This is a genomic window from Streptomyces sp. NPDC050619 (genome assembly GCF_040654815.1).
Classification (GTDB): Bacteria; Actinomycetota; Actinomycetes; order Streptomycetales; family Streptomycetaceae; genus Streptomyces.
Genome location: NZ_JBFAIR010000040.1, coordinates 86,148 through 108,316 on the forward strand (window position 1 = coordinate 86,148; position 22,169 = coordinate 108,316).

24 protein-coding genes and 1 pseudogene are annotated in these 22,169 nt (G+C 70.5%); 15 read left to right on the forward strand and 10 right to left on the reverse strand.

Going from position 1 to position 22,169, the window contains the following annotated elements; all coding sequences use genetic code 11:
- Window positions 1-57 precede the first annotated feature (57 nt).
- The gene (locus AB0I77_RS43575; protein WP_363288415.1) at window positions 58-894 is read left to right on the forward strand and encodes an alpha/beta hydrolase; all 837 of its coding nucleotides are present in this window, start codon (window positions 58-60) and stop codon (window positions 892-894) included.
- Window positions 895-928: 34 nt separating this feature from the next.
- On the opposite strand, the gene AB0I77_RS43580 is transcribed toward AB0I77_RS43575, so the two are convergent.
- Window positions 929-1,582, reverse strand: coding sequence for a response regulator transcription factor (locus AB0I77_RS43580; RefSeq protein ID WP_363288416.1), 654 nt, complete (start codon window positions 1,580-1,582; stop codon window positions 929-931).
- Complete coding sequence (locus tag AB0I77_RS43585; RefSeq protein WP_363288417.1) at window positions 1,579-2,640, reverse strand: sensor histidine kinase; 1,062 nt, start codon at window positions 2,638-2,640, stop codon at window positions 1,579-1,581. The genes AB0I77_RS43580 and AB0I77_RS43585 overlap by 4 nt, the downstream gene beginning before the upstream one ends.
- Window positions 2,641-2,771: 131 nt before the next feature.
- On the opposite strand from AB0I77_RS43585, the gene AB0I77_RS43590 reads away from it, so the two are divergent.
- Together AB0I77_RS43590 and AB0I77_RS43595 are read left to right on the forward strand one after the other, a co-directional pair.
- Window positions 2,772-3,257, forward strand: a complete 486-nt coding sequence (locus AB0I77_RS43590) for a TrkA C-terminal domain-containing protein (RefSeq protein WP_363288418.1) — start codon at window positions 2,772-2,774, stop codon at window positions 3,255-3,257.
- Between the two features lie 4 nt (window positions 3,258-3,261).
- The gene (locus AB0I77_RS43595) at window positions 3,262-4,488 is read left to right on the forward strand and encodes a cation:proton antiporter (protein ID WP_363288419.1); all 1,227 of its coding nucleotides are present in this window, start codon (window positions 3,262-3,264) and stop codon (window positions 4,486-4,488) included.
- Window positions 4,489-4,554: 66 nt separating this feature from the next.
- Here the strand turns inward: AB0I77_RS43595 and AB0I77_RS43600 are convergent, their stop codons facing one another.
- Window positions 4,555-4,959: a MazG nucleotide pyrophosphohydrolase domain-containing protein gene (locus AB0I77_RS43600; RefSeq protein ID WP_363288420.1), complete on the reverse strand. Its 405-nt coding sequence runs from the start codon at window positions 4,957-4,959 to the stop codon at window positions 4,555-4,557.
- A gap of 98 nt (window positions 4,960-5,057) precedes the next feature.
- Between AB0I77_RS43600 and AB0I77_RS43605 the strand changes: the two genes are divergently transcribed.
- Window positions 5,058-6,053 (forward strand): TAXI family TRAP transporter solute-binding subunit, encoded by a 996-nt coding sequence (locus AB0I77_RS43605; RefSeq protein WP_363288421.1) that lies wholly within the window; start codon window positions 5,058-5,060, stop codon window positions 6,051-6,053.
- A gap of 166 nt (window positions 6,054-6,219) precedes the next feature.
- On the opposite strand, the gene AB0I77_RS43610 is transcribed toward AB0I77_RS43605, so the two are convergent.
- Both AB0I77_RS43610 and AB0I77_RS43615 read right to left on the reverse strand, forming a co-directional pair.
- The gene (locus AB0I77_RS43610) at window positions 6,220-7,611 is read right to left on the reverse strand and encodes a HAMP domain-containing sensor histidine kinase (protein WP_363288422.1); all 1,392 of its coding nucleotides are present in this window, start codon (window positions 7,609-7,611) and stop codon (window positions 6,220-6,222) included.
- A 9-nt stretch (window positions 7,612-7,620) separates the two neighbouring features.
- Window positions 7,621-8,304 carry a response regulator transcription factor gene (locus AB0I77_RS43615; RefSeq protein ID WP_363288423.1) on the reverse strand — a complete coding sequence of 228 codons (684 nt, stop codon included), beginning with the start codon at window positions 8,302-8,304 and terminating at the stop codon, window positions 7,621-7,623.
- Between the two features lie 311 nt (window positions 8,305-8,615).
- On the opposite strand from AB0I77_RS43615, the gene AB0I77_RS43620 reads away from it, so the two are divergent.
- From AB0I77_RS43620 to AB0I77_RS43655, 8 genes are all read left to right on the forward strand, one after another.
- Window positions 8,616-9,392 carry an amino acid ABC transporter ATP-binding protein gene (locus AB0I77_RS43620; RefSeq protein ID WP_363288424.1) on the forward strand — a complete coding sequence of 259 codons (777 nt, stop codon included), beginning with the start codon at window positions 8,616-8,618 and terminating at the stop codon, window positions 9,390-9,392.
- Between the two features lie 92 nt (window positions 9,393-9,484).
- Window positions 9,485-10,330, forward strand: coding sequence for a glutamate ABC transporter substrate-binding protein (locus tag AB0I77_RS43625; protein WP_363288425.1), 846 nt, complete (start codon window positions 9,485-9,487; stop codon window positions 10,328-10,330).
- Window positions 10,331-10,429: 99 nt separating this feature from the next.
- A complete protein-coding gene (locus tag AB0I77_RS43630; protein ID WP_363288426.1) occupies window positions 10,430-11,098 on the forward strand; it encodes an amino acid ABC transporter permease in 669 nt (222 codons plus the stop codon).
- Entirely contained in the window at window positions 11,095-12,012 is a 918-nt protein-coding gene (locus tag AB0I77_RS43635; protein ID WP_363288427.1) for an amino acid ABC transporter permease, read from the forward strand. The genes AB0I77_RS43630 and AB0I77_RS43635 overlap by 4 nt, the downstream gene beginning before the upstream one ends.
- A 177-nt stretch (window positions 12,013-12,189) precedes the next feature.
- Window positions 12,190-13,839 (forward strand): FAD-dependent monooxygenase, encoded by a 1,650-nt coding sequence (locus AB0I77_RS43640; RefSeq protein ID WP_363288428.1) that lies wholly within the window; start codon window positions 12,190-12,192, stop codon window positions 13,837-13,839.
- 97 nt (window positions 13,840-13,936) lie between these two features.
- A complete protein-coding gene (locus tag AB0I77_RS43645; protein WP_363288443.1) occupies window positions 13,937-14,008 on the forward strand; it encodes a putative leader peptide in 72 nt (23 codons plus the stop codon).
- Between the two features lie 78 nt (window positions 14,009-14,086).
- Window positions 14,087-14,644 (forward strand): cysteine dioxygenase, encoded by a 558-nt coding sequence (locus AB0I77_RS43650; RefSeq protein ID WP_363288429.1) that lies wholly within the window; start codon window positions 14,087-14,089, stop codon window positions 14,642-14,644.
- Between the two features lie 95 nt (window positions 14,645-14,739).
- Complete coding sequence (locus AB0I77_RS43655) at window positions 14,740-15,132, forward strand: rhodanese-like domain-containing protein (RefSeq protein ID WP_363288430.1); 393 nt, start codon at window positions 14,740-14,742, stop codon at window positions 15,130-15,132.
- Between the two features lie 120 nt (window positions 15,133-15,252).
- On the opposite strand, the pseudogene AB0I77_RS43660 reads toward AB0I77_RS43655, so the two are convergent.
- The 3 genes and pseudogenes from AB0I77_RS43660 to recA form a co-directional block, all read right to left on the reverse strand.
- Window positions 15,253-15,567, reverse strand: a pseudogene (locus AB0I77_RS43660) (FtsX-like permease family protein); the annotation flags it as partial.
- A gap of 298 nt (window positions 15,568-15,865) precedes the next feature.
- On the reverse strand, window positions 15,866-16,744 hold the full coding sequence (recX, locus tag AB0I77_RS43665) for a recombination regulator RecX (RefSeq protein WP_363288431.1): 879 nt from the start codon (window positions 16,742-16,744) through the stop codon (window positions 15,866-15,868).
- Window positions 16,745-16,746: 2 nt separating this feature from the next.
- Window positions 16,747-17,874, reverse strand: a complete 1,128-nt coding sequence (gene recA, locus AB0I77_RS43670; protein ID WP_363288432.1) for a recombinase RecA — start codon at window positions 17,872-17,874, stop codon at window positions 16,747-16,749.
- A gap of 331 nt (window positions 17,875-18,205) precedes the next feature.
- Between recA and AB0I77_RS43675 the strand changes: the two genes are divergently transcribed.
- Both AB0I77_RS43675 and AB0I77_RS43680 read left to right on the forward strand, forming a co-directional pair.
- Window positions 18,206-18,598, forward strand: a complete 393-nt coding sequence (locus AB0I77_RS43675; protein ID WP_363288433.1) for a hypothetical protein — start codon at window positions 18,206-18,208, stop codon at window positions 18,596-18,598.
- A complete protein-coding gene (locus tag AB0I77_RS43680; protein ID WP_363288434.1) occupies window positions 18,598-19,404 on the forward strand; it encodes a hypothetical protein in 807 nt (268 codons plus the stop codon). Before AB0I77_RS43675 ends, AB0I77_RS43680 begins: the two co-directional genes overlap by 1 nt.
- 46 nt (window positions 19,405-19,450) lie before the next feature.
- Here the strand turns inward: AB0I77_RS43680 and AB0I77_RS43685 are convergent, their stop codons facing one another.
- Together AB0I77_RS43685 and AB0I77_RS43690 are read right to left on the reverse strand one after the other, a co-directional pair.
- Window positions 19,451-20,710 carry an AI-2E family transporter gene (locus tag AB0I77_RS43685; protein ID WP_363288435.1) on the reverse strand — a complete coding sequence of 420 codons (1,260 nt, stop codon included), beginning with the start codon at window positions 20,708-20,710 and terminating at the stop codon, window positions 19,451-19,453.
- A gap of 60 nt (window positions 20,711-20,770) precedes the next feature.
- The gene (locus AB0I77_RS43690; protein WP_363288436.1) at window positions 20,771-20,965 is read right to left on the reverse strand and encodes a DUF3046 domain-containing protein; all 195 of its coding nucleotides are present in this window, start codon (window positions 20,963-20,965) and stop codon (window positions 20,771-20,773) included.
- Window positions 20,966-21,045: 80 nt separating this feature from the next.
- On the opposite strand from AB0I77_RS43690, the gene AB0I77_RS43695 reads away from it, so the two are divergent.
- Complete coding sequence (locus AB0I77_RS43695) at window positions 21,046-21,990, forward strand: hypothetical protein (RefSeq protein ID WP_363288437.1); 945 nt, start codon at window positions 21,046-21,048, stop codon at window positions 21,988-21,990.
- Window positions 21,991-22,169 lie beyond the last annotated feature (179 nt).

The window sequence follows — 22,169 nt, forward strand, 5'->3', positions numbered from 1 at the left end:
TACATACCATGTACGCCGGTTCGCAGGGCGCGAGGCTCGTTTTGGAGGTGCACTACCGTGCTGAAGCGCGTGGAACGCGAGGGTGTCCCGCTCGCTCTCACCCGGCGTGCCGGTTCGGGCAGGCCGTTGCTGATCGTGCCGGGAGTCATGGCCGACGCCGCCGCCTGGCAGCCGGTCGTGGACGCGCTGGATGTGGCCGGACCGGTCTACGTGCTGAACCGGCGCGGGCGCGAGCCCAGCGGCGCGCTCGGCCGGGACTACTCGATGCGCACCGAGATCGACGACCTGGACCGCGTTCTCGAGGAGGTCGTCGTCGCCGAGGGCGCTGAGCGGGGGGTGGATCTGTTCGGCTGGAGCTTCGGCGGGCTCGTCGCGCTGGAGGCGGCGGCGCGGCGCACCGGGACCGTCCACTCGCTCACCCTCTACGAACCGGTCGTACGGCCCTTCGGTCGCGGGGCGCTGGACGCCCTGCGGGAGGCCGCCGAGGCCGACGACCTGGACCGCGCCGTGGAGATCGTGAACCGGGACGTGTCCGGGTTCTCCGAGCAGTACGTGGCGCGACTGCGCCAGAGCGCCGCCTGGGAGGTCCTCAGGCCACTGGCCGCCCCGCTGGCCCGGGAGCTGACGGCCCTCGACGAACACCCCGCCGACCTGCGGGCGTTCGGCAGCCTTGATCTGCCCGTCACCCTGCTGCTCGGAGGCGAGAACGAAGGCGTCCCGCCCTATGGCGACGTGTTCGCCGAGATCGCGTCGGCCCTGCCCCGTGCCGTCGTCGTCACCATGCCCGGGCAGGGCCACCTCGCGCACGCGCAGGACCCGGCAGGCCTGGCCCACCACATCGGGCGGGCAGTCGACCGGGCCGGCCGCCGCGACGCGGACGTCTGCCTGTCGTAGCCGTGCGATCAAGGAGTGCCGGTCGGCAACGCGCTCACGGGTCGATGAGCCCGGCTCGGATCGCGTAGCGGGTGAGTTCCAGGCGGTCGCGCATACCGAGTTTCTGGAGGAGGTTGGCGCGGTGGCGTTCGACCGTCTTCGTGCTGATGAAGAGCAGCTCGCCGATCTCCTTGGAGGTGTGGCCCTCGGCGACGAGCTTGAGGATCTCCTCCTCGCGCTCGGTGATGGCCCGCTCGGGCAGACCATCGCCCCGGTGCAGACGTTCCAGGTAGGAGCGGACGAGCGCCCGCTCGGCGCCCGGATAGATGAACGGCTCGTCCCGCACGGCCGCCCGGCAGGCCTCGACGAGATCGCGGTCGGCCACGGACTTGAGGACGTAGCCGCTGGCCCCGGCCTTGAGGGCCTCGAAGAAGTACTGCTCGTTGTCGTACATCGTGAGGATGAGGAGGCGCAGGCCGGGCAGGCGGCGGGAGAGTTCGCGGGCCGCCTGAAGACCGGTCATGCGGGGCATGGCGATGTCCAGGACCGCCAGATCGACGTCACGCGCGCGTGCCAGGTCGACCGCCTCCGCCCCGTCACCGGCCTCGGCCACGACGGTGAGGTCCGGCTCCCCCTCGAGGATGAGGCGCACGCCTCGGCGTACGAGGGTGTGGTCGTCGGCGAGCAGGACGCGTATGGGGGGCGTCATCGGCGGCTCGCTCCGGTCGCTGCGGGGATGCGCAGGCGTACGTCCGTGCCGCTCCGGCCGGGGGCCGGCTCGAGGGCGAGCGCGGCGCCTATCAGGAGCGCGCGTTCGCGCATGCCGCTGATGCCGGAGCCCTCCGGCGCTCCGGCGAGCCCCTTGCCGTTGTCGCGTACGAGGAGTTCGACGCCGTCCGTGACCGGCCGGAGCCGGACTTCCGCGCGGTCGGCGGCGGCGTGCCGCGCGGTGTTGGTGAGGCCCTCCTGGGCCACCCGGTAGAGCACGAGTTCGGACTCCGCGCTCAGGCCGGGCAGGTCACCGGGTATGTGGTGGCGGACCGTCAGCCCGTGGGTGGTGAACTCGGCCGCCAGGGAGCGCAGGGCGCTGGCCAGGCCGAGTTCCTCCAGGACGCCGGGGCGCAGCCGACGGGCGATGCGGCGGATCTCGTCGAGGCCCGCGCGGGTGGCCTCCTGCGCCTGGCCGACCTCGTCGCGCAGTTCCTCGGGTACCCGGTCGGCGACCCGCTTGAGCTGGAGGAGGACGGCGGTCAGCGTCTGCCCGACCTCGTCATGGAGTTCGCGCGCGACGCGGTGGCGTTCGCGCTCCTGGGCGGACAGCGCGCGGGCCGCGCCGGCGGCCCGCTCGGCTTCCAGCCGGTCGAGCATCGTGTTGTACGTCGTGATCAGCTCGGCCGCCTCCGCGGGACCGGCGACGGGAGCGCGGGCGCCGGGGCGCAGCAGGTCGGCGGTGGCCATGGCGCGGCCCAGCCGCTGGAGAGGGGCGAGGCCGACGCGCAGCACGAGCGCGTTGCCGGCCAGCAGAGCCACGAGGCCGCCGACGACGGCCAGCGCCTCGCCCGGCAGGACGGGGGTCGACACGGTGACCGGCCCTAACAGCAGCGCGGCGGCGGCGATCAGGCCGACGGCGTTGAGCGAGAAGATCCGCCAGAACAGCGACACGTTCCTGTTTCCGCCCTTTCCGTCTCGCACTCCCTTGGCCCACCGCACCACTGCGGCCAGCCTTTCGGCCCGGTACCGGCCGCGCATATCCGTGACAACACCCATGTCGCCAACCTACGGGTGGGTGACAGCATGCAGACCGGGCAACCGTGATCGCTGAGGCACCCACGAGCCCGCCAAGCACACCGACAGGCAAGCGCAAACCGACAGCAAACCGACAAGCAAGGGGACGAAACGTGTCTGCTCCACGTCTGAGGGCGACGCCACTGCCGGGGATCGGGGTCCAGTACGACCTCGTCACCCGGGAACAACGCCATCTGTCCGTGGTGGCACACCGCGACGGTGCCCGCACGGTGAACGTGTACCGGACCGACGACCCCGACTCCTGTGCCCAGTCCCTGCGGATGACCGGCTCCGAGGCGGGCGCGCTGATCGACGCGCTGAAGCCGTCCCACCACAGTGCGAGCCTGCTGTACACCTCGGACCTGGGGCTGGTGGCGGAGCGCATCGAGGTCGCCGCGGCCTCCCGGTGGAACGGGCGGGTGCTGGGCGAGACCCGGATGCGCACCGAGACGGGCGCGTCCGTGGTGGCGGTGCTGCGGCGGGCCGAGGCGATCCCGTCGCCGGCGCCGGACTTCCGGCTCATGGGCGGTGACATCCTCATCGTCGTCGGCACCCGTGAGGGCGTCGACGCCGCCGCGGCGATACTCGGTCGGGAGTGAACTGGTGCACTCCGCGGTCCTGTTGATCGAGTTCGGTTCCATCATCCTCGGCCTCGGCCTGCTCGGCCGGTTCGCCGGCCGTTTCCGGCTCTCGCCCATCCCGCTGTACCTCCTGGCGGGGCTCGCCTTCGGCGAGGGCGGGCTGCTACCGCTCGGGGCGAGCGAGGAGTTCATCGCGACGGGCGCCGAGATCGGCGTCATCCTGCTGCTGTTGATGCTCGGCCTGGAGTACACGGCCGGTGACCTGGTCACCAACCTCAAGTCCCACTACCCGGCGGGCCTGGTCGACTGCGCCCTCAACGCGCTGCCGGGCGCGGCGACGGCGCTGCTGCTCGGCTGGGGCCCGGTGGCCGCGGTGGTGCTGGCCGGTGTCACCTGGATCTCCTCGTCCGGCGTCATCGCGAAGGTGCTGGGCGACCTGGGCCGGGTCGGCAACCGGGAGACGCCGGTGATCCTCAGCGTCCTCGTCCTGGAGGACCTGGCGATGGCGGTGTACCTGCCCATCGTCACCGCGCTGGTGGCCGGCGCAGGGCTGCTGGCCGGGAGCGTGACACTGGCGATCGCGCTGGGCGCGGCGGGGCTCGTCCTGTTCGTGGCGGTGCGCTACGGCCGCCTGATCTCCCGCTTCGTCTCCAGCGACGACCCGGAGAAGCTGCTCCTTGTGGTGCTGGGGCTGACGATCCTGATCGCGGGCGTCGCGCAGCAGCTCCAGGTGTCGGCCGCCGTGGGCGCGTTCCTGGTCGGCATCGCCCTGTCCGGTGAGGTCGCGGAGGGCGCGCACACCCTGCTGAGCCCGCTGCGGGACCTGTTCGCCGCCGTCTTCTTCGTCTTCTTCGGCCTGCACACCGACCCCGCCAGCATCCCTCCGGTGCTGCTGCCGGCCCTCGCCCTGGCGGTCGTCACCGCTGCGACGAAGATCGCCACCGGGTACTGGGCGGCCCGGCGAGCCGGGATCTCCGTCAAGGGCCGCTGGCGCGCCGGCGGCACGTTGGTGGCCCGCGGCGAGTTCTCCATCGTCATCGCCGGGCTGGCGGTGAGCGCGGGCATCGACCCGTCCCTGGGCCCGCTGGCCACGGCGTACGTCCTGATCCTGGTCATCCTCGGTCCGCTCACCGCCCGCTTCACGGAGCCGTTGGCGTCCCGGTGGGCCCGGCGCTTCGGCGACCGTCCGGAGGTTCGTGGGGAGCGGACGCAGGCGGCCGAGGCCGGGGCGTCGGTGGGCAGCGACTGAGCCCCCGTCATCGCCACCCCGGTGGGCCCGCGACTGAGCCCCGTCATCGCCACCCTGGTGGCCCCCTCACGCGCCGCCGGGCACCCACCCCTGGCGGCGCAGCACCGTCGACACGTCAGGCGCCTCGTAGTGCTCGCCCTTGAGGACCTTGCCGTCGGCGCGGCGGGCGACACGGCCGTCGGGGCCCAGCTTGGTCATGTTGGAGCGGTGGATCTCGGCGATCACCGCGTCGAGGTCGATGCCGTGGACCAGGGCGGTGCCGTAGGCGACGTACACGACGTCGGCCAGTTCGTGCGCGAGCTTGTCGAGAGGGCCGGTGACGGAGACCTCGGCGACCTCCGCGGCCTCCTCGGCGAGCAGCTCACCGCGGTGGGCGGCCAGGTCGGGCGGGACCTCGGTGGGCGTACTGCGCGCGTCGAGCCCGACGGCGAGGTGGAAGGCACGGACCAGGTCGACGGGCGATGAGCTCATACGCCGACCCTAGCGAGCGCCACTGACAGGCCGTCCGGCCGGGCGCCGGCATCGCCTCCCCTGGTCAGCACCGCGTACCGGCTGGCAGGATCGCGCCCATGTCCAACATGTTCCCCCGTATCGGCAGGCGCCGTGCCCTGCAAGGCTCGGCCGCCGGGTTCGTCGCCTTCGGGCTGCTGCTGTGGTGGCTGCTTCCCCTGGGCGAGGAGCCGCCGAGCGGGACGATCAGGTTCAGCACGGGGACACGGGCCGGGGTGTATCAGCAGTACGGGGTGCGCCTGCGCACCGAGCTCGCCAAGGACATGCCCAACCTGAAGGTGGAGCTGCTGACCAGCGCCGGATCGCAGGAGAACGTCAAGCGCGTGGCGGACGGGGAGGCCGACTTCGCCATCGTGGCGGCCGACGCCGTGGAGACGTACGAACTTCTCCATCCGGCCGAGGCCGACCAGTTGCGTGGTGTCGCTCGCCTGTACGACGACTACGTGCAGCTCGCCGTGCCGACGGACTCGGACATCCGCTCCGTCGCCGATCTGCGGGGCAAGCGGGTGGCCATAGGGCTGCCCCAGTCGGGCGTGCGGCTGATCGCCGACCGGGTGCTCAAAGCGGCGGGCATCGACCCGGAGAAGGACATCACGCCCTCCTCGGACGGCATCGACACCGGGCCTAATCGGCTGGGGCACCAGATCGACGCGTTCTTCTGGTCAGGCGGGCTGCCGACGGACGGGCTGAAGAAGCTCGCCGAGAAATCCGGCTTCCGGTTCGTGCCGATCGGGACCGATCTCATCACCAAGCTGCACGACCAGGGCGGCGCCACCCACTACTACCGCGCCACCAACATGCCGGAGTCGGCCTACCCCTCGATCCAGCATGGCTCCACCGTGGCGACGCTCGCGGTGTCCAACCTGCTGATGACGCGCAAGGACATGGATCCCAGGCTCACCGAGTGGGTGACCCGGACCGTTCTCAAGAGCCGGGACGGCATCGGCGCCCATGTCCACTCCGCGCAGCTGGTCGACGTCCGCACGGCGATCTACACCGACCCGCTGGCGCTGCACGAGGGCGCCCGGCGCTACTACCGCTCGGTCAAGCCGTAGGAAGCCTCACGCGGATGCCGTACGGACGTCTTGGGAGGCGTCCTGCCAGGCCTCGCGCGAATGTCGTACGGGGCGGCACGCGCGCGTGCCGCGTCAGACCTCACGCAAGCCGCAGCGGGCCCACGCGCACGACGTACTGGACCCGACCCCGTCGACGTACCCCGCCTCACGCCACCGGCCCCGACCGCGGCACGGTCACCGTCACCGTCAGGCCGTGCGGCTCGTGGTGGTCGTACGAGATCGCGCCGCCGCCCGCCGCGAGCAGGGCGCGGGAGATGGACAGGCCGAGGCCGGAGCCCTTGACGTTCTGGTGGCGGCCGCTGCGCCAGAAGCGGTCGCCGATGCGGGCGAGTTCCTCGTCGGCCAGGCCGGGGCCGTGGTCGGAGACCATGACGGTGGAGGTGTCGCCGTCGGAGCCGACCGTGACCTCGACGGTCTCGTTCTTGGGGGTGAACTTGACCGCGTTGTCGATCACCGCGTCCAGGGCGCTGGAGAGGGTGACCGGGTCGGCCCAGGCGGTGGTGGGCGGGCAGTCCCCCACCAGGCGTACGCCTCTGGCCTCGGCCGTCGGTGTCCAGGCCGCGACACGCTCGGCGGTCAGCGCGCCGATGTCGGTGACCCTCAGGTCCGCCTCGGTGTGCTCGGCCAGGGCCAGGTCGAGCAGGTCGTCCAGGACCTCGGCCAGACGCTTGCCCTCGGCCTGGACCGAGGCGATCTCCTCATTGCCCTCCGGGAGTTCGAAGGCGAGCAGTTCGATGCGCAGCAGCAGCGCCGAGAGCGGGTTGCGCAGCTGGTGCGAGGCGTCGGCGACGAAGGCGCGCTGCTGTTCCAGGACGTCCTCGACGTTGTCCGCCATCTCGTTGAACGACCGGGCGAGCCTGCGAAGTTCCGGCGGGCCGCCGGCGGCCGCGACCCGGGACTTCAGGGCACCGCTCGCGATCGCGTGGGTGGTGGCGTCGAGGACGCGGACCGGCCTGAGCACCCACCCCGTCAGACGCAGCGCGGCGCCGACGGCCAGCAGCATCGCGGCGATCTCGCCCGCCCCGATGATCAGCCAGCCGTGCAGGGTCCGCGAACGCAACTGCCCGGTGGGCGAGTCGGTGACGACGACCGCGATCACGTCACCGTCCCGGATGACCGGCGAGGCGACGATCAGGCGGTTGCGCTGCCAGGGCCACACCTGCTTGGGGTCGTGACTGCGCCGGCTGAGCAGCGCCTCGTCGAAAGCCTCGCGCACTTCGCCCGTCTTGGGGAGGAAGAAGCCTTTCGGGGCCTTGGCCATGGGGGTGTCGGTGCGGTAGAAGACGCCCGCCCGGATGCCGTAGACGCCGTAGTAGCTGGCGAGTTCGCTGTTCAGCGTCTCCTTGCGCCCGTCCGACTCGCCGCGTGCGTCGGTGACGAACTGGGCGAGGGCCGCGAAGCGTGCGGTGTCGTCGATCCGGTCGACGACCACGTTCTGCTGCTGGGCCGCGGCCACGCTCACGGCGAGCGGAATGCCGAGCGCGAGCAGCACGGCCGCCATCAGGACGATGAGCAGCGGGAGAAGACGTGTGCGCACCCGGCCCCGCTACGAGCCCGGGGCGACGAGCCGGTAGCCCACGCCTCGTACGGTCTCGATCAGCGCCGGCATGCGCAGCTTGGCGCGCAGGGACGCGACGTGCACCTCCAGGGTGCGTCCGGTCCCCTCCCAACTGGTGCGCCACACCTCGCTGATGATCTGTTCCCGGCGGAAGACCACACCGGGGCGCTGGGCGAGCAGGGCGAGGAGGTCGAACTCCTTGCGGGTCAGCTGGATGACCGAACCGTCCACGCTGACCTGACGGGTGGGCAGTTCGATGTGCACCGGGCCGAGACGCAGCGCGGTCTGGCCGCCCGGGGCGTCCTCGTGGGTGGTGCGCCGGCTGACGGCGTGGATACGGGCGAGCAGTTCCCCCGTGTCGTACGGCTTCACCACATAGTCGTCGGCGCCGAGGTTGAGGCCGTGGATGCGGGAACGGACGTCGGAGCGCGCGGTGACCATGATCACCGGGGTGCTGGTGCGCTTGCGGATCTTGCCGCAGACCTCGTACCCGTCCTGGTCGGGCAGGCCCAGGTCGAGGAGGACGACCCCGAAGCCGGCACCTTCCGGAACGAGGGCCTGGAGGGCCTCCTCACCGCTGCGGGCGTGTGTGACGTCGAAACCGTGTCGCGCGAGGACCGCGGACAGGGCGGCTGCCACATGGTTGTCGTCCTCGACGAGGAGGAGTCTCATTCAGGCCCCCTTCGGTTCATCGGACGTACGATCTGAATATGTGCTGAATGTGTACAAAACGCGTGCACGCGCGCGCGTGCACGTCGTCGGGCACCGTGTGCAGTCACGCTGATGGATGAGGACGGCGTCAAGGGGCTTCCGGTTGCGCGGCACTTCCGTTATCCGGCCGATACGCGCGCTGGTGACAAGTGCTACGACACGTGTCCGATTGCTATCGGATCGTGATCCTCAGATTCCCCTCAGATGTAATGACGCTGGTCGCGTGGGTTACTAAGGTCCACCGAAACCGAGCAGGACGGAGCCAGAGAGCGATGACCGAAGTATCGGTGGCCAAGGAAGATGTGGCCGCGACCGGAGACCTGGTCGTCCTGAAGGGCGTCAACAAGCACTTCGGCGCGTTGCACGTGCTCCAGGACATCAATCTGACGATCGCCCGCGGCGAGGTCGTCGTGGTCATCGGGCCCTCCGGGTCCGGGAAGTCCACGCTGTGCCGCGCCATCAACCGCCTGGAGACGATCGACACCGGCGCGATCGCCATCGACGGCAAGCCGCTGCCCCAGGAGGGCAAGGAGCTGGCCCGGCTCCGCGCCGACGTCGGGATGGTCTTCCAGTCGTTCAACCTGTTCGCACACAAGACCGTGCTCGAGAACGTCACGCTGGGCCAGATCAAGGCCCGCAAGGTCGACAAGAAGAAGGCCGAGGAGAAGGCCAGGGCGCTGCTGGACCGGGTCGGTGTCGCCAACCAGGCGGACAAGTACCCCGCCCAACTGTCCGGCGGTCAGCAGCAGCGCGTCGCCATCGCGCGGGCACTGGCCATGGACCCCAAGGTCATGCTGTTCGACGAGCCCACGTCGGCGCTCGACCCGGAGATGATCAACGAGGTGCTGGAGGTCATGCAGCAGCTCGCCCGCGACGGCATGACCATGATCGTCGTCACCCATGAGATGGGCTTCGCCCGTTCGGCCGCCAACCGGGTGGTGTTCATGGCGGACGGTCGGATCGTCGAAGAGGCTGTGCCGGACCAGTTCTTCAGCAACCCGCGCAGCGACCGTGCCAAGGACTTCCTGTCGAAGATCCTTCACCACTGACGAATCCGCCCCCACGGGCACGTGCGAATCCCAGACGGCCCCGCGTCACCCGCAACGACGGCATTCTCCTCATCACGCAAAGGATGTTCACCATGAAGCTCCGAAAGGTCTCCGCCGCGGCGGCCACCGCACTCGTCCTCGCCCTCACCGCCACGGCCTGTGGCGGCGACGACGGCGACAGCAACAGCGGCTCGGGCTCCGGTGGCGGCAGCAAGATCAAGGTCGGCATCAAGTACGACCAGCCCGGTCTCGGCCTGAAGGAGCCCGACGGGTCCTTCACCGGCTTCGACGTGGACGTGGCCACGTACGTGGCCAAGGAGCTCGGCTACGAGCCCGACCAGATCGAGTTCGTCGAGACCAAGAGCGCCGACCGCGAGAACGCGCTCGCCCGCGGCGACGTCAAGTTCATCGCGGCCACCTACTCGATCACCGACGAGCGCAAGCAGAAGGTCGACTTCGCCGGCCCCTACCTGCTGGCCCACCAGGACCTGCTGGTCAAGTCGGACTCCGACATCACCAAGGCCACGGACCTCAACGGCGAGAAGCTGTGCTCGGTGGTCGGCTCCACTTCGGCGCAGAACGTCAAGAACGACTTCGCGCCGAAGGCGCAGCTGAGGCAGTACGGCGGCTACTCGGAGTGCATCGCCGGCCTGCAGAGCGGCGCCGTGAACGCGGTGACCACCGACGACTCGATCCTCGCGGGCTTCGCCGCGCAGGAGCAGTACAAGGGCCAGTTCAAGCTCGCCGGCCTCAAGCTGAGCAACGAGAACTACGGCATCGGTGTCAAGAAGGGCGACACCGCCACCGTGAACAAGATCAACGCCGCCCTGGAGAAGATGGTCAGCGACGGCGCCTGGGAGAAGGCGGTCAAGGACAACTTCGGTCCTGCCGACTACAAGAACGAGCCCGCGCCGAAGATCGGCAACGTCGTCAAGTAGCGCCTCAGGGATTCCACCGGCGCGCCGCCGTCCACGCGATCACGGCGGCGGCGCGCCGCGCCGTCCACGTACGCCACACACCCGGAAGCGCGGGAGATCGTGTTCGACTTTCTTGAAGGTTACGACGTCCTAGCGGCGTTCTGGATGACGGTGAAACTCACCGCCATCTCCGCCCTCGGCTCCCTGGTCTGGGGCACTCTGCTGGCCGCGATGCGAGTCAGCCCGGTCCCGCTCATGCGCGGGTTCGGCACCGCCTATGTGAACATCGTCCGGAACATCCCCCTGACCGTCATCATCGTCTTCGCCTCGCTCGGCCTCTCCGACGTCTTCGGCGTGACGATGGGCGCCGCCGACGACTTCGACGCCCAGAGCTTCCGGCTGGCCATTCTCGGCTTCGTCGCCTACACCGCCGCGTTCGTCTGCGAGGCGATCCGCTCCGGCATCAACACCGTGCCCGTCGGGCAGGCCGAGGCCGCACGCGCCATCGGGCTGAGCTTCAGCCAGATCCTGGGGCACATCATCCTGCCGCAGGCCTTCCGCTCGGTCATCGGTCCGCTGGCCAACGTGCTGATCGCGCTGACCAAGAACACGACCGTGGCGGCCGCGATCGGCGTGGCGGAAGCCGCTCTTCTGATGAAGGAAATGATCGAGAACGAGGCACAGACGCTGGCCATCGGCGCGGTGTTCGCCCTCGGGTTCGTGGTACTGACCCTGCCCACCGGCCTTATCCTCGGCTGGCTGAGCAAGCGACTGGCGGTGAAGCGATGACCTCCGTTCTCTACGACGCGCCGGGCCCTCGCGCCAAACGGCGCAATGTGCTCTTCTCCGTGCTCTTCTTCGTCCTGCTCGCCCTGCTCCTGTGGTGGATCTGGCGGACGATGGACGACAAGGGCCAGCTGGAGTGGGCCCTGTGGGAGCCGTTCACCCAGTCGGAGGCCTGGACGACGTATCTGCTGCCGGGCCTCGCCGACACCCTGAAGGCCGCGGCGCTCGCCATGGTGATCGCCCTGCCGCTGGGCGCGGTCTTCGGCATCGCGCGCCTCTCGGACCACCGGTGGGTGCGGGGCACGGCCGGCACGGTGGTCGAGTTCTTCCGGGCGATCCCCGTCCTGCTGCTGATGCTGTTCGCCAACGAGCTCTATGTCCGCTACACGGACATCAGCAGCGAACAGCGGCCCCTGTATGCGGTCGTCACCGGCCTGGTCCTCTACAACGCGTCCGTCCTCGCCGAGATCGTGCGGGCGGGCATCCTCTCCCTGCCCAGGGGACAGACAGAGGCCGCCAAGGCGGTCGGTCTGCGCAAGAGCCAGACGATGACCAGCGTCCTGCTGCCGCAGGCCGTCACCGCCATGCTGCCGGCCATCGTCAGCCAACTCGTCGTCATCGTGAAGGACACCGCCCTGGGCGGTGTGATGCTGGGCTTCACCGAGTTGCTCAACTCGCGCCAGACGCTGGCGGCCGTCTACGCCAACGTCATCCCCAGCTTCATCGTGGTGGCGGTCATGTACATCGTGCTGAACTTCATCCTCACCAGCTTCGCGAGCTGGCTGGAGGCCAGGCTGCGGCGCAGCAAGCGGAGCACGGGGGCGGTCCTCGCCGAGGACACGGTGGAGGTCAACCCCGCGGCGGTGCGCGGAACCCTCGGGACCGGTGAGAACACCGGTGGCGGCGGGGGCTTCTGATCAATAGTCAGGTGATCTGATCGACACGGAGGGCAGTGGCATGATCGCCGCTGCCCTCCGTCACTTGACGCAAGCACCGGCAATAGGTTGCATACGTTCTGTGATCGTGCACCCTGCTCCAACTTCCTGTTCACCCAGGTCCTTCCGGACGCCGCCGCGGGCAGGAGGCGCCGCGCAGTGGACCCGGTGATCATTGCCGGAGCGGGGCCCGTCGGGCTCACGCTCGCCCTGGCTCTGGCCCGTCAGGACGTACCGTCCGTCGTCCTCGACGAGGGGCCGGGCAAGGACGAACCGCGTCTCGCGCGCACCGTCGTCCTGCGCGAGGACACCGCCGCCCTCGTGGAACGACTGACCGGAACATCGCTGGCGCGGGCCGGCGCCCACTGGGCCGGATGGCGGTCGATGCGGCGCAAGCAGGTGATGCGCGAGGTCACGTTCGGCGAGACCGACACAGGCGCCGACATTGAGCTCGGCACGGACACCGACGCCGGCCCGGCGCCGCTGCACATCGCCCAGCACGTACTGACCGGCGCCCTGCGCGCCGCCCTCGTCGGCGAGCGGCTGGTCAGGATCGCGGTGGACAGCCGCCTCGACGGCGTCGAACAGGAGGTCTCGGGCGTCACGGTCCACACCCGTGGCCCCAAGGGCACCTGGTGGCGTGGCAGTTACCTGGTCGGCTGCGACGGACCGCGCTCGACCGTCCGCAAGCTCCAGGACATCCGCTTCCCCGGCCGTACGGCGGTGGAACGACACGCCGTGGCGGCCCTGCGCGCGGAACTTCCCTGGCCCGACCAGGCGTTGCTCCATCGGATGCCGCCATGGCGGACGTCCGGACCCTCGGCCGGCGAGATCACCGGGCGCCCCCTGCCGGACGGGGTGTGGCGGCTGGACTGGCTGCTGCCGCCGGGCAAGGACCTGGTCACGCCCGAACTGCTGGTGGCCCGCGTCCGCGAGACCCTCGCGGGCTGGGCGGACGGGCCGACACCGCCGTACGAACTCCTGGACACCGGAGTCCACACGGTCCACCACCGGGTGGCCCGCCGGTGGCGCGTCGGCCGGGTCTTTCTCGCCGGGGACTCGGCGCACCTGCTCGGCGCGCTCGGCACACAAGGGCTCGACGAAGGGCTGCGGGACGCCGACAACCTCGCCTGGAAGCTGGCGCTGGCCTGGCACCACGGGCCGCACGAGGCGCTGCTCGACAGCTACCAGACAGAGCGGCGCGCGGTCGTCGCCGCCCGACTGCGCGCCGCCGACCAGGTGCTGCCGCTGCTGCGCGGCGGCGGGGGCCTGCGCGCGTACGTCCCCGGCTCGGCTCGCGGCCACGACGCGCTGCTCACAGACGGTCACCTGGGGCGCGGAGCGCTGGGTGCGCCGGGGGCGTACACCGACTCGCCGCTCGCGCCCCGACACCTCGAAGGGGAAACCCTTGTGACCACATTCCCCGGGGCGCCGGTCACCGATGTGCGGGTCACCGCCGAGGACGGCTCCTTCGTACGGCTGCGCGACCGCCTCGGGCGCGGCGCGCTGCTCGTCGTGCTGATCGCGCCGGGCACGGGCGTGTGGGAGCGCAAGCACTGGGTGACCGCCGGGATCATGCCCCGGCTGGCGGCGGCGGTGACCGCGCTGCCGCGTCCCGCCGAGCTGCTGGTCGCCGAGGAGTACCCGGGCGCGGCCCCGCACACCGTCCTTCTCGTACGGCCGGACGGTCACCTGGTCACGGCGCTGAGCGGGGTCCGTCCGGCCGACCTGTACGCGGCGGCCGAGGCGGCGCTCGGCGGACCGGCCAAGGCGGAGGCGGGGGCAGAGGCGGGAGCCGGCTCGCGCTGATGTACGAGTGCTCGCCGTCACTGAGCGTCCAGATAGTGACGGTGAGTTGACCGGTTCCAACCGTCATGGTGTACTCCGGATCGTGACCGACACCTGTGTGCACCTGTGGCGGAGGGTCCATATGGACCTCGTCCGCTATGCGGGCTGCGTGTGTCGCCTGTCCTGCTGAATTCGCTTCCCTCCTTTCTCCCGCGCGCCACTCCCATACCAGCGCGCGCCCTTGCGAACACGCTTCAGGACGGTGCCCATGTCTGTATCCCCATCTCCCGCTGTGTCCCCTTCCGTCTCTCCTGCTGGTTCTCCTGCCGTTTCGGCTCCTACGCAGGCGGACCTCCTCGCCTTCGCACGGCGTACGGCCGCCGACACCGCGCTGATCGACTCGTTGCCCCTCGACCCGGAAGGCCGCACCTGGGTGCGTCTGGAGGGGCCCGGCGGCAGCGAGGCCTGGCTGATCGGCTGGCCGCCCCGCAGTGGTACCGGCTGGCACGACCACGCCGACTCAGTCGGCGCCTTCCTGACCGCTGCGGGTGAGCTCAAGGAGAACTCCCTCGCGGCCCGGCTGCCCACCGACGGCTGGAAGACCCTGGAGCTGACCGACGGCGTGGACCGCGAGCGCCGGCTGCCGGCCGGACAGGGCCGCGCTTTCGGCCGGCACCACGTCCACGAGGTACTCAACGAGTCCGCCGAACGGCACGCGATCTCCGTCCACGCCTATTACCCGCCCCTGCCCCAGATCCGCCGCTACAGCCGCAGCGGACAGACCTTGCGCCTCGAGCAGGTGGAGCGCCCGGAGGACTGGCAGTGACGGGCCGGGAGAGCGGTTCGGGCGGTGGCGGTGACTTGAGCGGTGGCTTTGGCAGCGGCTTGGGTGGGGGCTTGGGTGGGGGCCTTGGCAGTGGCTTGGGCGAACAGCCCGTCGGCATCGACGAGTTGCTGGAGCGGGTGCGCGAGGGCTACGAGCGGATAGAGCCCCGAGAGGCGTACGACGCCGCCCTGGCCGGAGACGCGCTGCTGGTCGACATCCGCTACGCGGCCCTGCGCGAGCGGGACGGCCTGATTCCCGGCGCCCTCGTCGTCGAACGCAACGAACTGGAGTGGCGCCTCGACCCTCGGGGCAGCCACCGCGCCCCCGAGGCCACGAGCCATGACCTGCGAATCGTGGTCATCTGCAACGAGGGGTACGCCTCCAGCCTGGCGGCTGCCTCCCTGCACCGGTTGGGGCTGCGCCGGGCCACCGATCTGGTCGGTGGGTTCCAGGCGTGGCGGGCGGCGGGGCTTCCGGTGACGTCGTAGGCGTCGGCTTCGTTGGGGCGCGGGGGCCAGGGACTGGCCTGGCCTGGCCTGGGTCAGGCGTCAGTAGTCGTCCGGAGGGCCCCGGATCGCTGGTCCGGATCTCTGGCTCGTGCGGCCCGGCTACTCCTTGGCGGTGGCCGCCGTCACGGGGCGGGGCGTGAGCGCGACGCGTCCGGGTACGGCGGTGGCGACGAGGGCGAGCAGGGCCGCGCCCGCGACGACGGTGATGTACACCAAGGGTGTGACCGCCGGTGCGGCGCCGCCCGTCATGCCGATGCTGAAGCCCGTGAGGACGGCGAGGGCGATGCCGCTGCCGAGGCGGAGGACCGTGGCGAGGAGCAGCACGGACAGCGTCTCGGTACGCAGCATGCGGAACACCTGGCGGCGGGTTGCTCCCGCGAGGCGGAGCAGTGCGAACTCCCGGACGCGCGCGGAGAAGCGGGGGTGCGCGAGAGCCTTCAGCGTGGCCAGGTCGGATAGCTCGACGGGGGTCTGCGGCGCCTGCGCGGGGGCCTGTGCACCGGGTTCCTGTGACATGGGTGCACAGTCGTCTGTGCACAGGCTGTGGTGCACTGCGGTGTCCAGGCGTCTTCAGCGGGGGACCAGCCCTACCTAGCGGGAAGGCGGCAAGACAGAAGACGGGAAGCACAGAAGACGGGAAGCTCAGAAGGCGGAAGGCACCGGGCGGAAAGACCGGGCGAGGTGCGGGCGGTCTCAGAACCGCCGCCGCCCCTCAGAACCCTTCGTCTCCGAGGAACTCCGTGTCCTCCCCCTCCGCCTCAAGCGCCTGCCGCACCACCCGCAGGGCCATGCCCTCGGGGTAGCCCTTGCGGGCCAGCATGCCCGCGAGGCGGCGCAGCCGTTTGTCGCGGTCGAGGCCTCGCGTGGAGCGCAGCTTGCGGGCGACGAGTTCGCGCGCGGTCGCCTCCTCCTGCTCGGAGTCGAGCTGGGCGACGGCAGTGTCGATCAGTGTGGAATCGACGCCCTTGGTCCGCAGTTCCTGGGCGAGCGCGCGCCGGGCCAGTCCTCGGCCGTGGTGCCGGGACTCCACCCAGGCGTCCGCGAACGCGCTGTCGTTGATCAGGCCGACCTCCTCGAACCGCGACAGCACCTCCTCGGCGGCGTCATCGGGAATCTCCCGCTTGCGCAGGGCGTCCGCGAGCTGTTTCCGCGTGCGCGGGGTCCCGGTGAGCAGGCGCAGGCAGATCGCCCGTGCCCGCTCGACCGGGTCCCCCGGAGGCTCCTCCTGCTCGGCCCTCGACGAAGAGAAGTCGCCTCCGTCCTCACCGGACGGCCCTGCGCGACCGCGCCGACGACGCCCGCGTGAGCCGCCCGCGCCACGAGCCCCGCCCCTCGGGCGCGAGCCGCCGACGGGCGAATCGGCGCCGAACGCCGAGCCGCCGCCCGTCCCGTCCGGCCACTGTCCACCGCCCGGCTCGTCGTCGTACGACCCTTCCGTGTCGTACGACGCCGCGCGGGCGTAGTTCCCATCCATGCCTTGCACCGGGTCGCCGCCGCTCAGGCCGGCGGAGCCCCTGTCGCTTCCCCCGCCCCGCTCACGCGGGGCGTCCGGGTGAGCGGCGTACTCGGCCCAGTCCGTTCGCCGTGTCACGGTCAGCTCTTGGCTGCCGCGGCCTTGGTCTTGGCTGCCTTGGCCGCTGCCGGAACGGGCACCGTCTTCACGGCGTCGTCCGCGGCGGCGGAGACCGCGGCGTCCACGCCCGGCTCGGCGGCCGGCTTCTCCGGCCGGACCCCGACGCCCAGCTTCTCCTTGATCTTCTTCTCGATCTCGTTGGCCAGGTCGGGGTTGTCCTTCAGGAAGTTGCGCGCGTTCTCCTTGCCCTGGCCGAGCTGGTCGCCCTCGTACGTGTACCAGGCGCCGGCCTTGCGGACGAAGCCGTTCTCCACGCCCATGTCGATCAGGCCGCCCTCGCGGCTGATGCCGTGCCCGTAGAGAATGTCGAACTCGGCCTGCTTGAAGGGCGGCGCGACCTTGTTCTTGACGACCTTGACGCGGGTGCGGTTGCCGACCGCGTCGGTGCCGTCCTTCAGGGTCTCGATGCGGCGGATGTCGAGCCGCACGGAGGCGTAGAACTTCAATGCCCGGCCACCGGTCGTGGTCTCCGGGGAGCCGAACATCACGCCGATCTTCTCGCGGAGCTGGTTGATGAAGATCGCCGTCGTCTTGGACTGGTTGAGCGCGCTGGTGATCTTCCGCAGGGCCTGACTCATCAGCCGGGCCTGGAGGCCGACGTGGCTGTCGCCCATCTCGCCCTCGATCTCCGCGCGCGGGACGAGCGCGGCGACGGAGTCGATGACGATGAGGTCGAGGGCGCCGGAGCGGACCAGCATGTCCACGATCTCCAGAGCCTGCTCACCGTTGTCCGGCTGCGAGAGGATCAGGTTGTCGATGTCGACGCCGAGCTTCTGCGCGTAGTCGGGGTCGAGGGCGTGCTCCGCGTCCACGAAGGCGACCTGGCCACCGGCCTTCTGCGCGTTCGCCACCGCGTGCAGGGTCAGGGTCGTCTTGCCGGAGGACTCCGGGCCGTACACCTCCACCACGCGGCCGCGCGGCAGGCCGCCGACGCCGAGGGCGACGTCGAGCGCGGTCGACCCGGTGGGGATGACCTCGATGGGCTCGTTCGGGCGGTCGCCCATGCGCATGACCGCGCCCTTGCCGAATTGCCGTTCAATCTGTGCGAGCGCGGCGTCCAGTGCCTTCTCGCGGTCGGTTCCTGCCATGGGTTCCACCCGATTTGCTTGAGTCGATCGCTTCACGTCAAAGACGCTAACGCCTGCCACTGACAATGCGCCCCGACGCTTGTCCAGCCTGTGGATAACTAGGGCACTTCTCCATCAAAACCGTGTCGAAATCCCCGTCGAGAACCTCGCCGGAGCCTTCATAAGAATGGATGTTCGATTTTCGTGTCAAGCGCACCACGCGACACCTCCGAGACTACGTTCCGGGTCAGACAACGCCACGGACCCCGACCCAGTCCTACTTCCCGCGGTGTACGACAGGTGTCTTCGGCCGGACGACGACTGGGTGAGGCGCTCTCGCGAGGCTTGGGGCATGGCGCACACGAAGAGCACCCGAGAAGGCGGCGGCACGGCACGTCTCCCTGCCGTCACCGCGACACTGGCCGCGCTGCTCCTGCTGGCCGTGTCCATCGTCGGCCAGGTAGCCGCCGGCGCGGACTATCCGGCCGTACCGCCCGGCGTCGTCATCCCGCTCGGGGCGGCAGTCCTGCTGCTCTGGCGTACGAACCGCTGGACTATCGGGCTCCCCCTCGCCGTCGGCCTCCTCATCGGCGTAGGCGCGCTCGTGACCCCGAACACGGGCGACCACCTCGCGTCGGGGGACACCGCTCTCGTCGTCTCGACCGTCGCCGAACTCGTCGCCCTCGCCGGTCTGGTGGTCGCCGCGGCCGCGGCCGCACTGCTGTGGAAGGGAGCGCGGGACTGATGGGCGCGGACCTGATGGGAGCGGCCACAGGGCAGACAAGGCCGTCGACTCCGGCACGGTGGGCGCCCGGGGCGCACCGCGCCGAGCGCCTGTGCCATGCCACCGGTCTCCTCCTGGTCCTGTCCGGCCTCGCGCACCTGGTGGTCTTCGCGGTCGACGGCGGCCCCTGGGACGGGCCCGTCTCCTGGCGCAAGCCGGTGACGTTCGGGCTGTCCTTCGGGGCGACGCTGATCGCGGTCACCTGGGTCACGTCGTATCTGCGCATCGGGCCGCGGCTGCGCACTGCGCTGCTGCTCGCGTTCGCCGCCGACTGCGTCGTGGAGGTCGGCGGCATCACCCTCCAGGCGTGGCGAAGGGTGCCCTCGCACCTCGACATGGAGACGCCGTTCGACACGGCGGTGTCCATGACGCTCGCGGTGGGCGGCGGTGTCCTCGTGGTGCTGCTCACGGTGTTCGCGCTCGCCTCGTTCCGGCACCGGCCCGCCGGACCCGCGGGGATGTCCCTCGCGGTGCGCTCCGGGTTCGCGATCCTGCTCGTCGCCCTGGCCTCGGGCGCCGCGATGATCGCGCGCGGTGTCGTGCTCGCCCGCACCGGCCACCAGGACGCGGCGTACCACTCGACCGCCCCGCTCAAGCCGCTGCACGGGGTCAGCCTGCACGCCGTCCTGGTCCTGCCCGCACTGGCCTGGCTCCTGTCGCGCACATCCTGGAGCGGGACGGCCCGGCAACGGATCGTGGCCGTGGCGGTCGGCTGCTACGTGGCTGCCGTCGTCGGCGCCGCGGTCTGGGCCGGTCTCACGTACTGACCGGCCCTCCACGGAAGGGAGCACAAGGAGTCGACTCCGAGTATCGCTACGCGTCAGGAGGAGTCGACGGCGGGCCCTCTGCCCCCGGCCGTCTCGCCCACAAGGCACGCGCGCGCGTGACCAGTCCGGACCCCGCCACCCGTCGACGGTGTCCATGAACGCGAGGGTCGTCCGTGACGTCGTACCGCTTCACGTACGCCCCCAGGAAGGCCTGCAGCGTGGCGACCGCCGGGATGGCGATCAGTGCGCCGACGGCACCGAGGAGGGCGGTGCCCGCGATGACCGAGCCGAAGGCGACCGCGGGGTGGATGTCCACGGTCTTCGCGGTCAGCTTGGGCTGGAGCACGTAGTTCTCGAACTGCTGGTAGACCACGACGAAGATCAGCACCCACAGCGCGTACCAAGGGTCGACCGTGAAGGCGATCAGCATGGGCAAGGCGCCCGCGAGGTAGGTGCCGATGGTGGGGATGAACTGCGAGACCAGTCCCACCCACACGGCGAGCACAGGCGCGTACGGCACCTCCAGAACCTGCAACAGGATGTAGTGCGCGACTCCGGAGATGAGCGCCATCAGGCCGCGCGAGTAGATGTAACCGCCGGTCTTGTTGACGGCGATCTCCCACGCGCGCAGCACCTCGGTCTGTTTGGCGGGCGGCAGGATGGAGCAGAGCGCGCGGCGCAGTCGCGGGCCGTCCGCGGCGAAGTAGAACGAGAACAGCGTGACCGTCAGCAGCTGGAAGAGCCCTCCGAGGACCTGGGCGGACACGTCCAGGACGCCGGTGGCACTGTTCTGGACGTAGTTGCGCAGCCAGTCGGAGCGAAGCAGGCCTTCCTGGACGTCCACCCGTTTCAGGTCGGTGTTGAAGTGCGTGTTGATCCAGTTGATGACGGAGTCGAGATAGGCCGGGAAATCCTCGACGATCTTGATGATCTGGCCCGCGAGCATGGAGCCGAGCAGTGTGACAAAGCCCGCGGAGACGACCATGACACCGAGGAAGACGACGGCGGCGGCCAGCCCTCTGCGCATGCCGCGCGAGGCCATCCAGCTCACCGCGGGTTCGATGGCCAGGGCCAGGAAGAACGCGATGAGGATGTTGATCAACAGGCCGGTGAGCTGGTGGAAGGCCCAACTGCCGAGCTGGAACACGGCGATGAGGGTGAGCGCGAGCACCATGGCGCGCGGCAGCCAGCGCGGCATGCGGGCGTCCGGCCCGGCGGCGCCGGCGGCCGGGGGCCGATTGGGCGGCGTCGTGCCGAGCGGGGATGCGTGCTCGGCGACCTGGTCGGACTCGTCAGTGGGTGCCACAGAGTAAGTCTCGCCCATATGGCTGACAATCGGCCGCCGTCCTGCGATCTTCGTGACCGATCAGTGCCTTTCCCACGGAACATTCATGACAGTGCACACCACACGCCACACGTCCTTGGCGTCCCAGCCGGCGGCCAGCGCCTCGTGCACGGTGCGCCCGCCGAGCTCCGCCATCACATGATCGCGCGCGAAGGTGTCGGCGTAGTCCGGACCGAAGTGATCCGCCATCCGCTGCCAGAAGACCGTCAACCGCATGACTCCAGTATCCCGCCCCTGAGAGTGGGCCTGACCCGGGACCACTTGCCGAGACCGCTTTCCGTCCTACGGTCTGACACATGGCCGAAACAGGAGCTTCCCCACTCCCCCCGACGCCCCCGGCGCGCTCCCCCCTCGCACGCGCCGAGCACTTCGTCTGGCTCACCGCGCGGGTGCTGGAACAGCGTCTCTTCGCGTACCAGTTCCTGAACGGAGGCGCCGACCCGGTGGAGACGGCGCTGGACGCCTACCGCAACGAGGACGGCGGGTACGGCCACGCGCTGGAACCCGATCTGCGCGGCCCGGTCAGCCAGCCCCTGCACACCGGTCACGCCCTGCGAGTCCTGGACGCCATCGAACGCTGCGGCGGACAGCGCGTGGAGCGCGTGTGCCGGTATCTGACGTCCGTGACCACGCCGGACGGCGCTCTGCCGGCGATCCACCCCAGCCAGCGCGGCTACCCGGCGGCCCCTTTCATCTCCATCCTGGACGACCCACCGAGCGAGCTTCTCGCCACCGGACCGGTGGTGGGCCTCCTGCACCGCAACGAGGTGTGGCACGCCTGGCTGTTCCGGGCCACGGACTTCTGCTGGCAGACGGTCGAGTCCCTGGAGCAGTCCCACCCGTACGAGGTCCAGGCCGCCGTGGCCTTCCTCGACTCCGCTCCCGACCGCCCGCGCGCGGAGGCGGTCGCCGACCGCCTCGGCCGCCTGGTGCGCGACCACCGGCTCGCGGCCCTGGACCCGGACCACCTCGACGCGTATCCGGTCGCACCGGGTTACGCCCCCGGCGAGCACCACTTCCCGCACGACTACGCGAAGACACCGGACTCGCTCGCGCGCGCGTGGTTCACCGACGACGAGATGTCCCGCTCCCTGGACTTCCTCGTGAACGAGCAACAGCACGACGGCGGCTGGCCGATCCGCTGGCGCCAGTGGGCTCCGGGCACCGCCCTGGAGGCACGCCCCATCGTCACGATCGAGGCACTGCGCACCCTGCACGCGTACGGCCGCTCCCTGGTCTGAGGCACCACGCACGCGTGCCGCACAGGAGGACACTGCGGGCGACAGTGCCAAGACCCCGAGTGACACAAGGCGCGGCAGTCGCGTACGGCGCGAAGGGGACGTGTCGGGGGGTGTCCGCCCGCAGCGGTTGTCGCGTCAACCCGGGCACGTTGACAGCCGACCGATTCCGCGACGTTCCG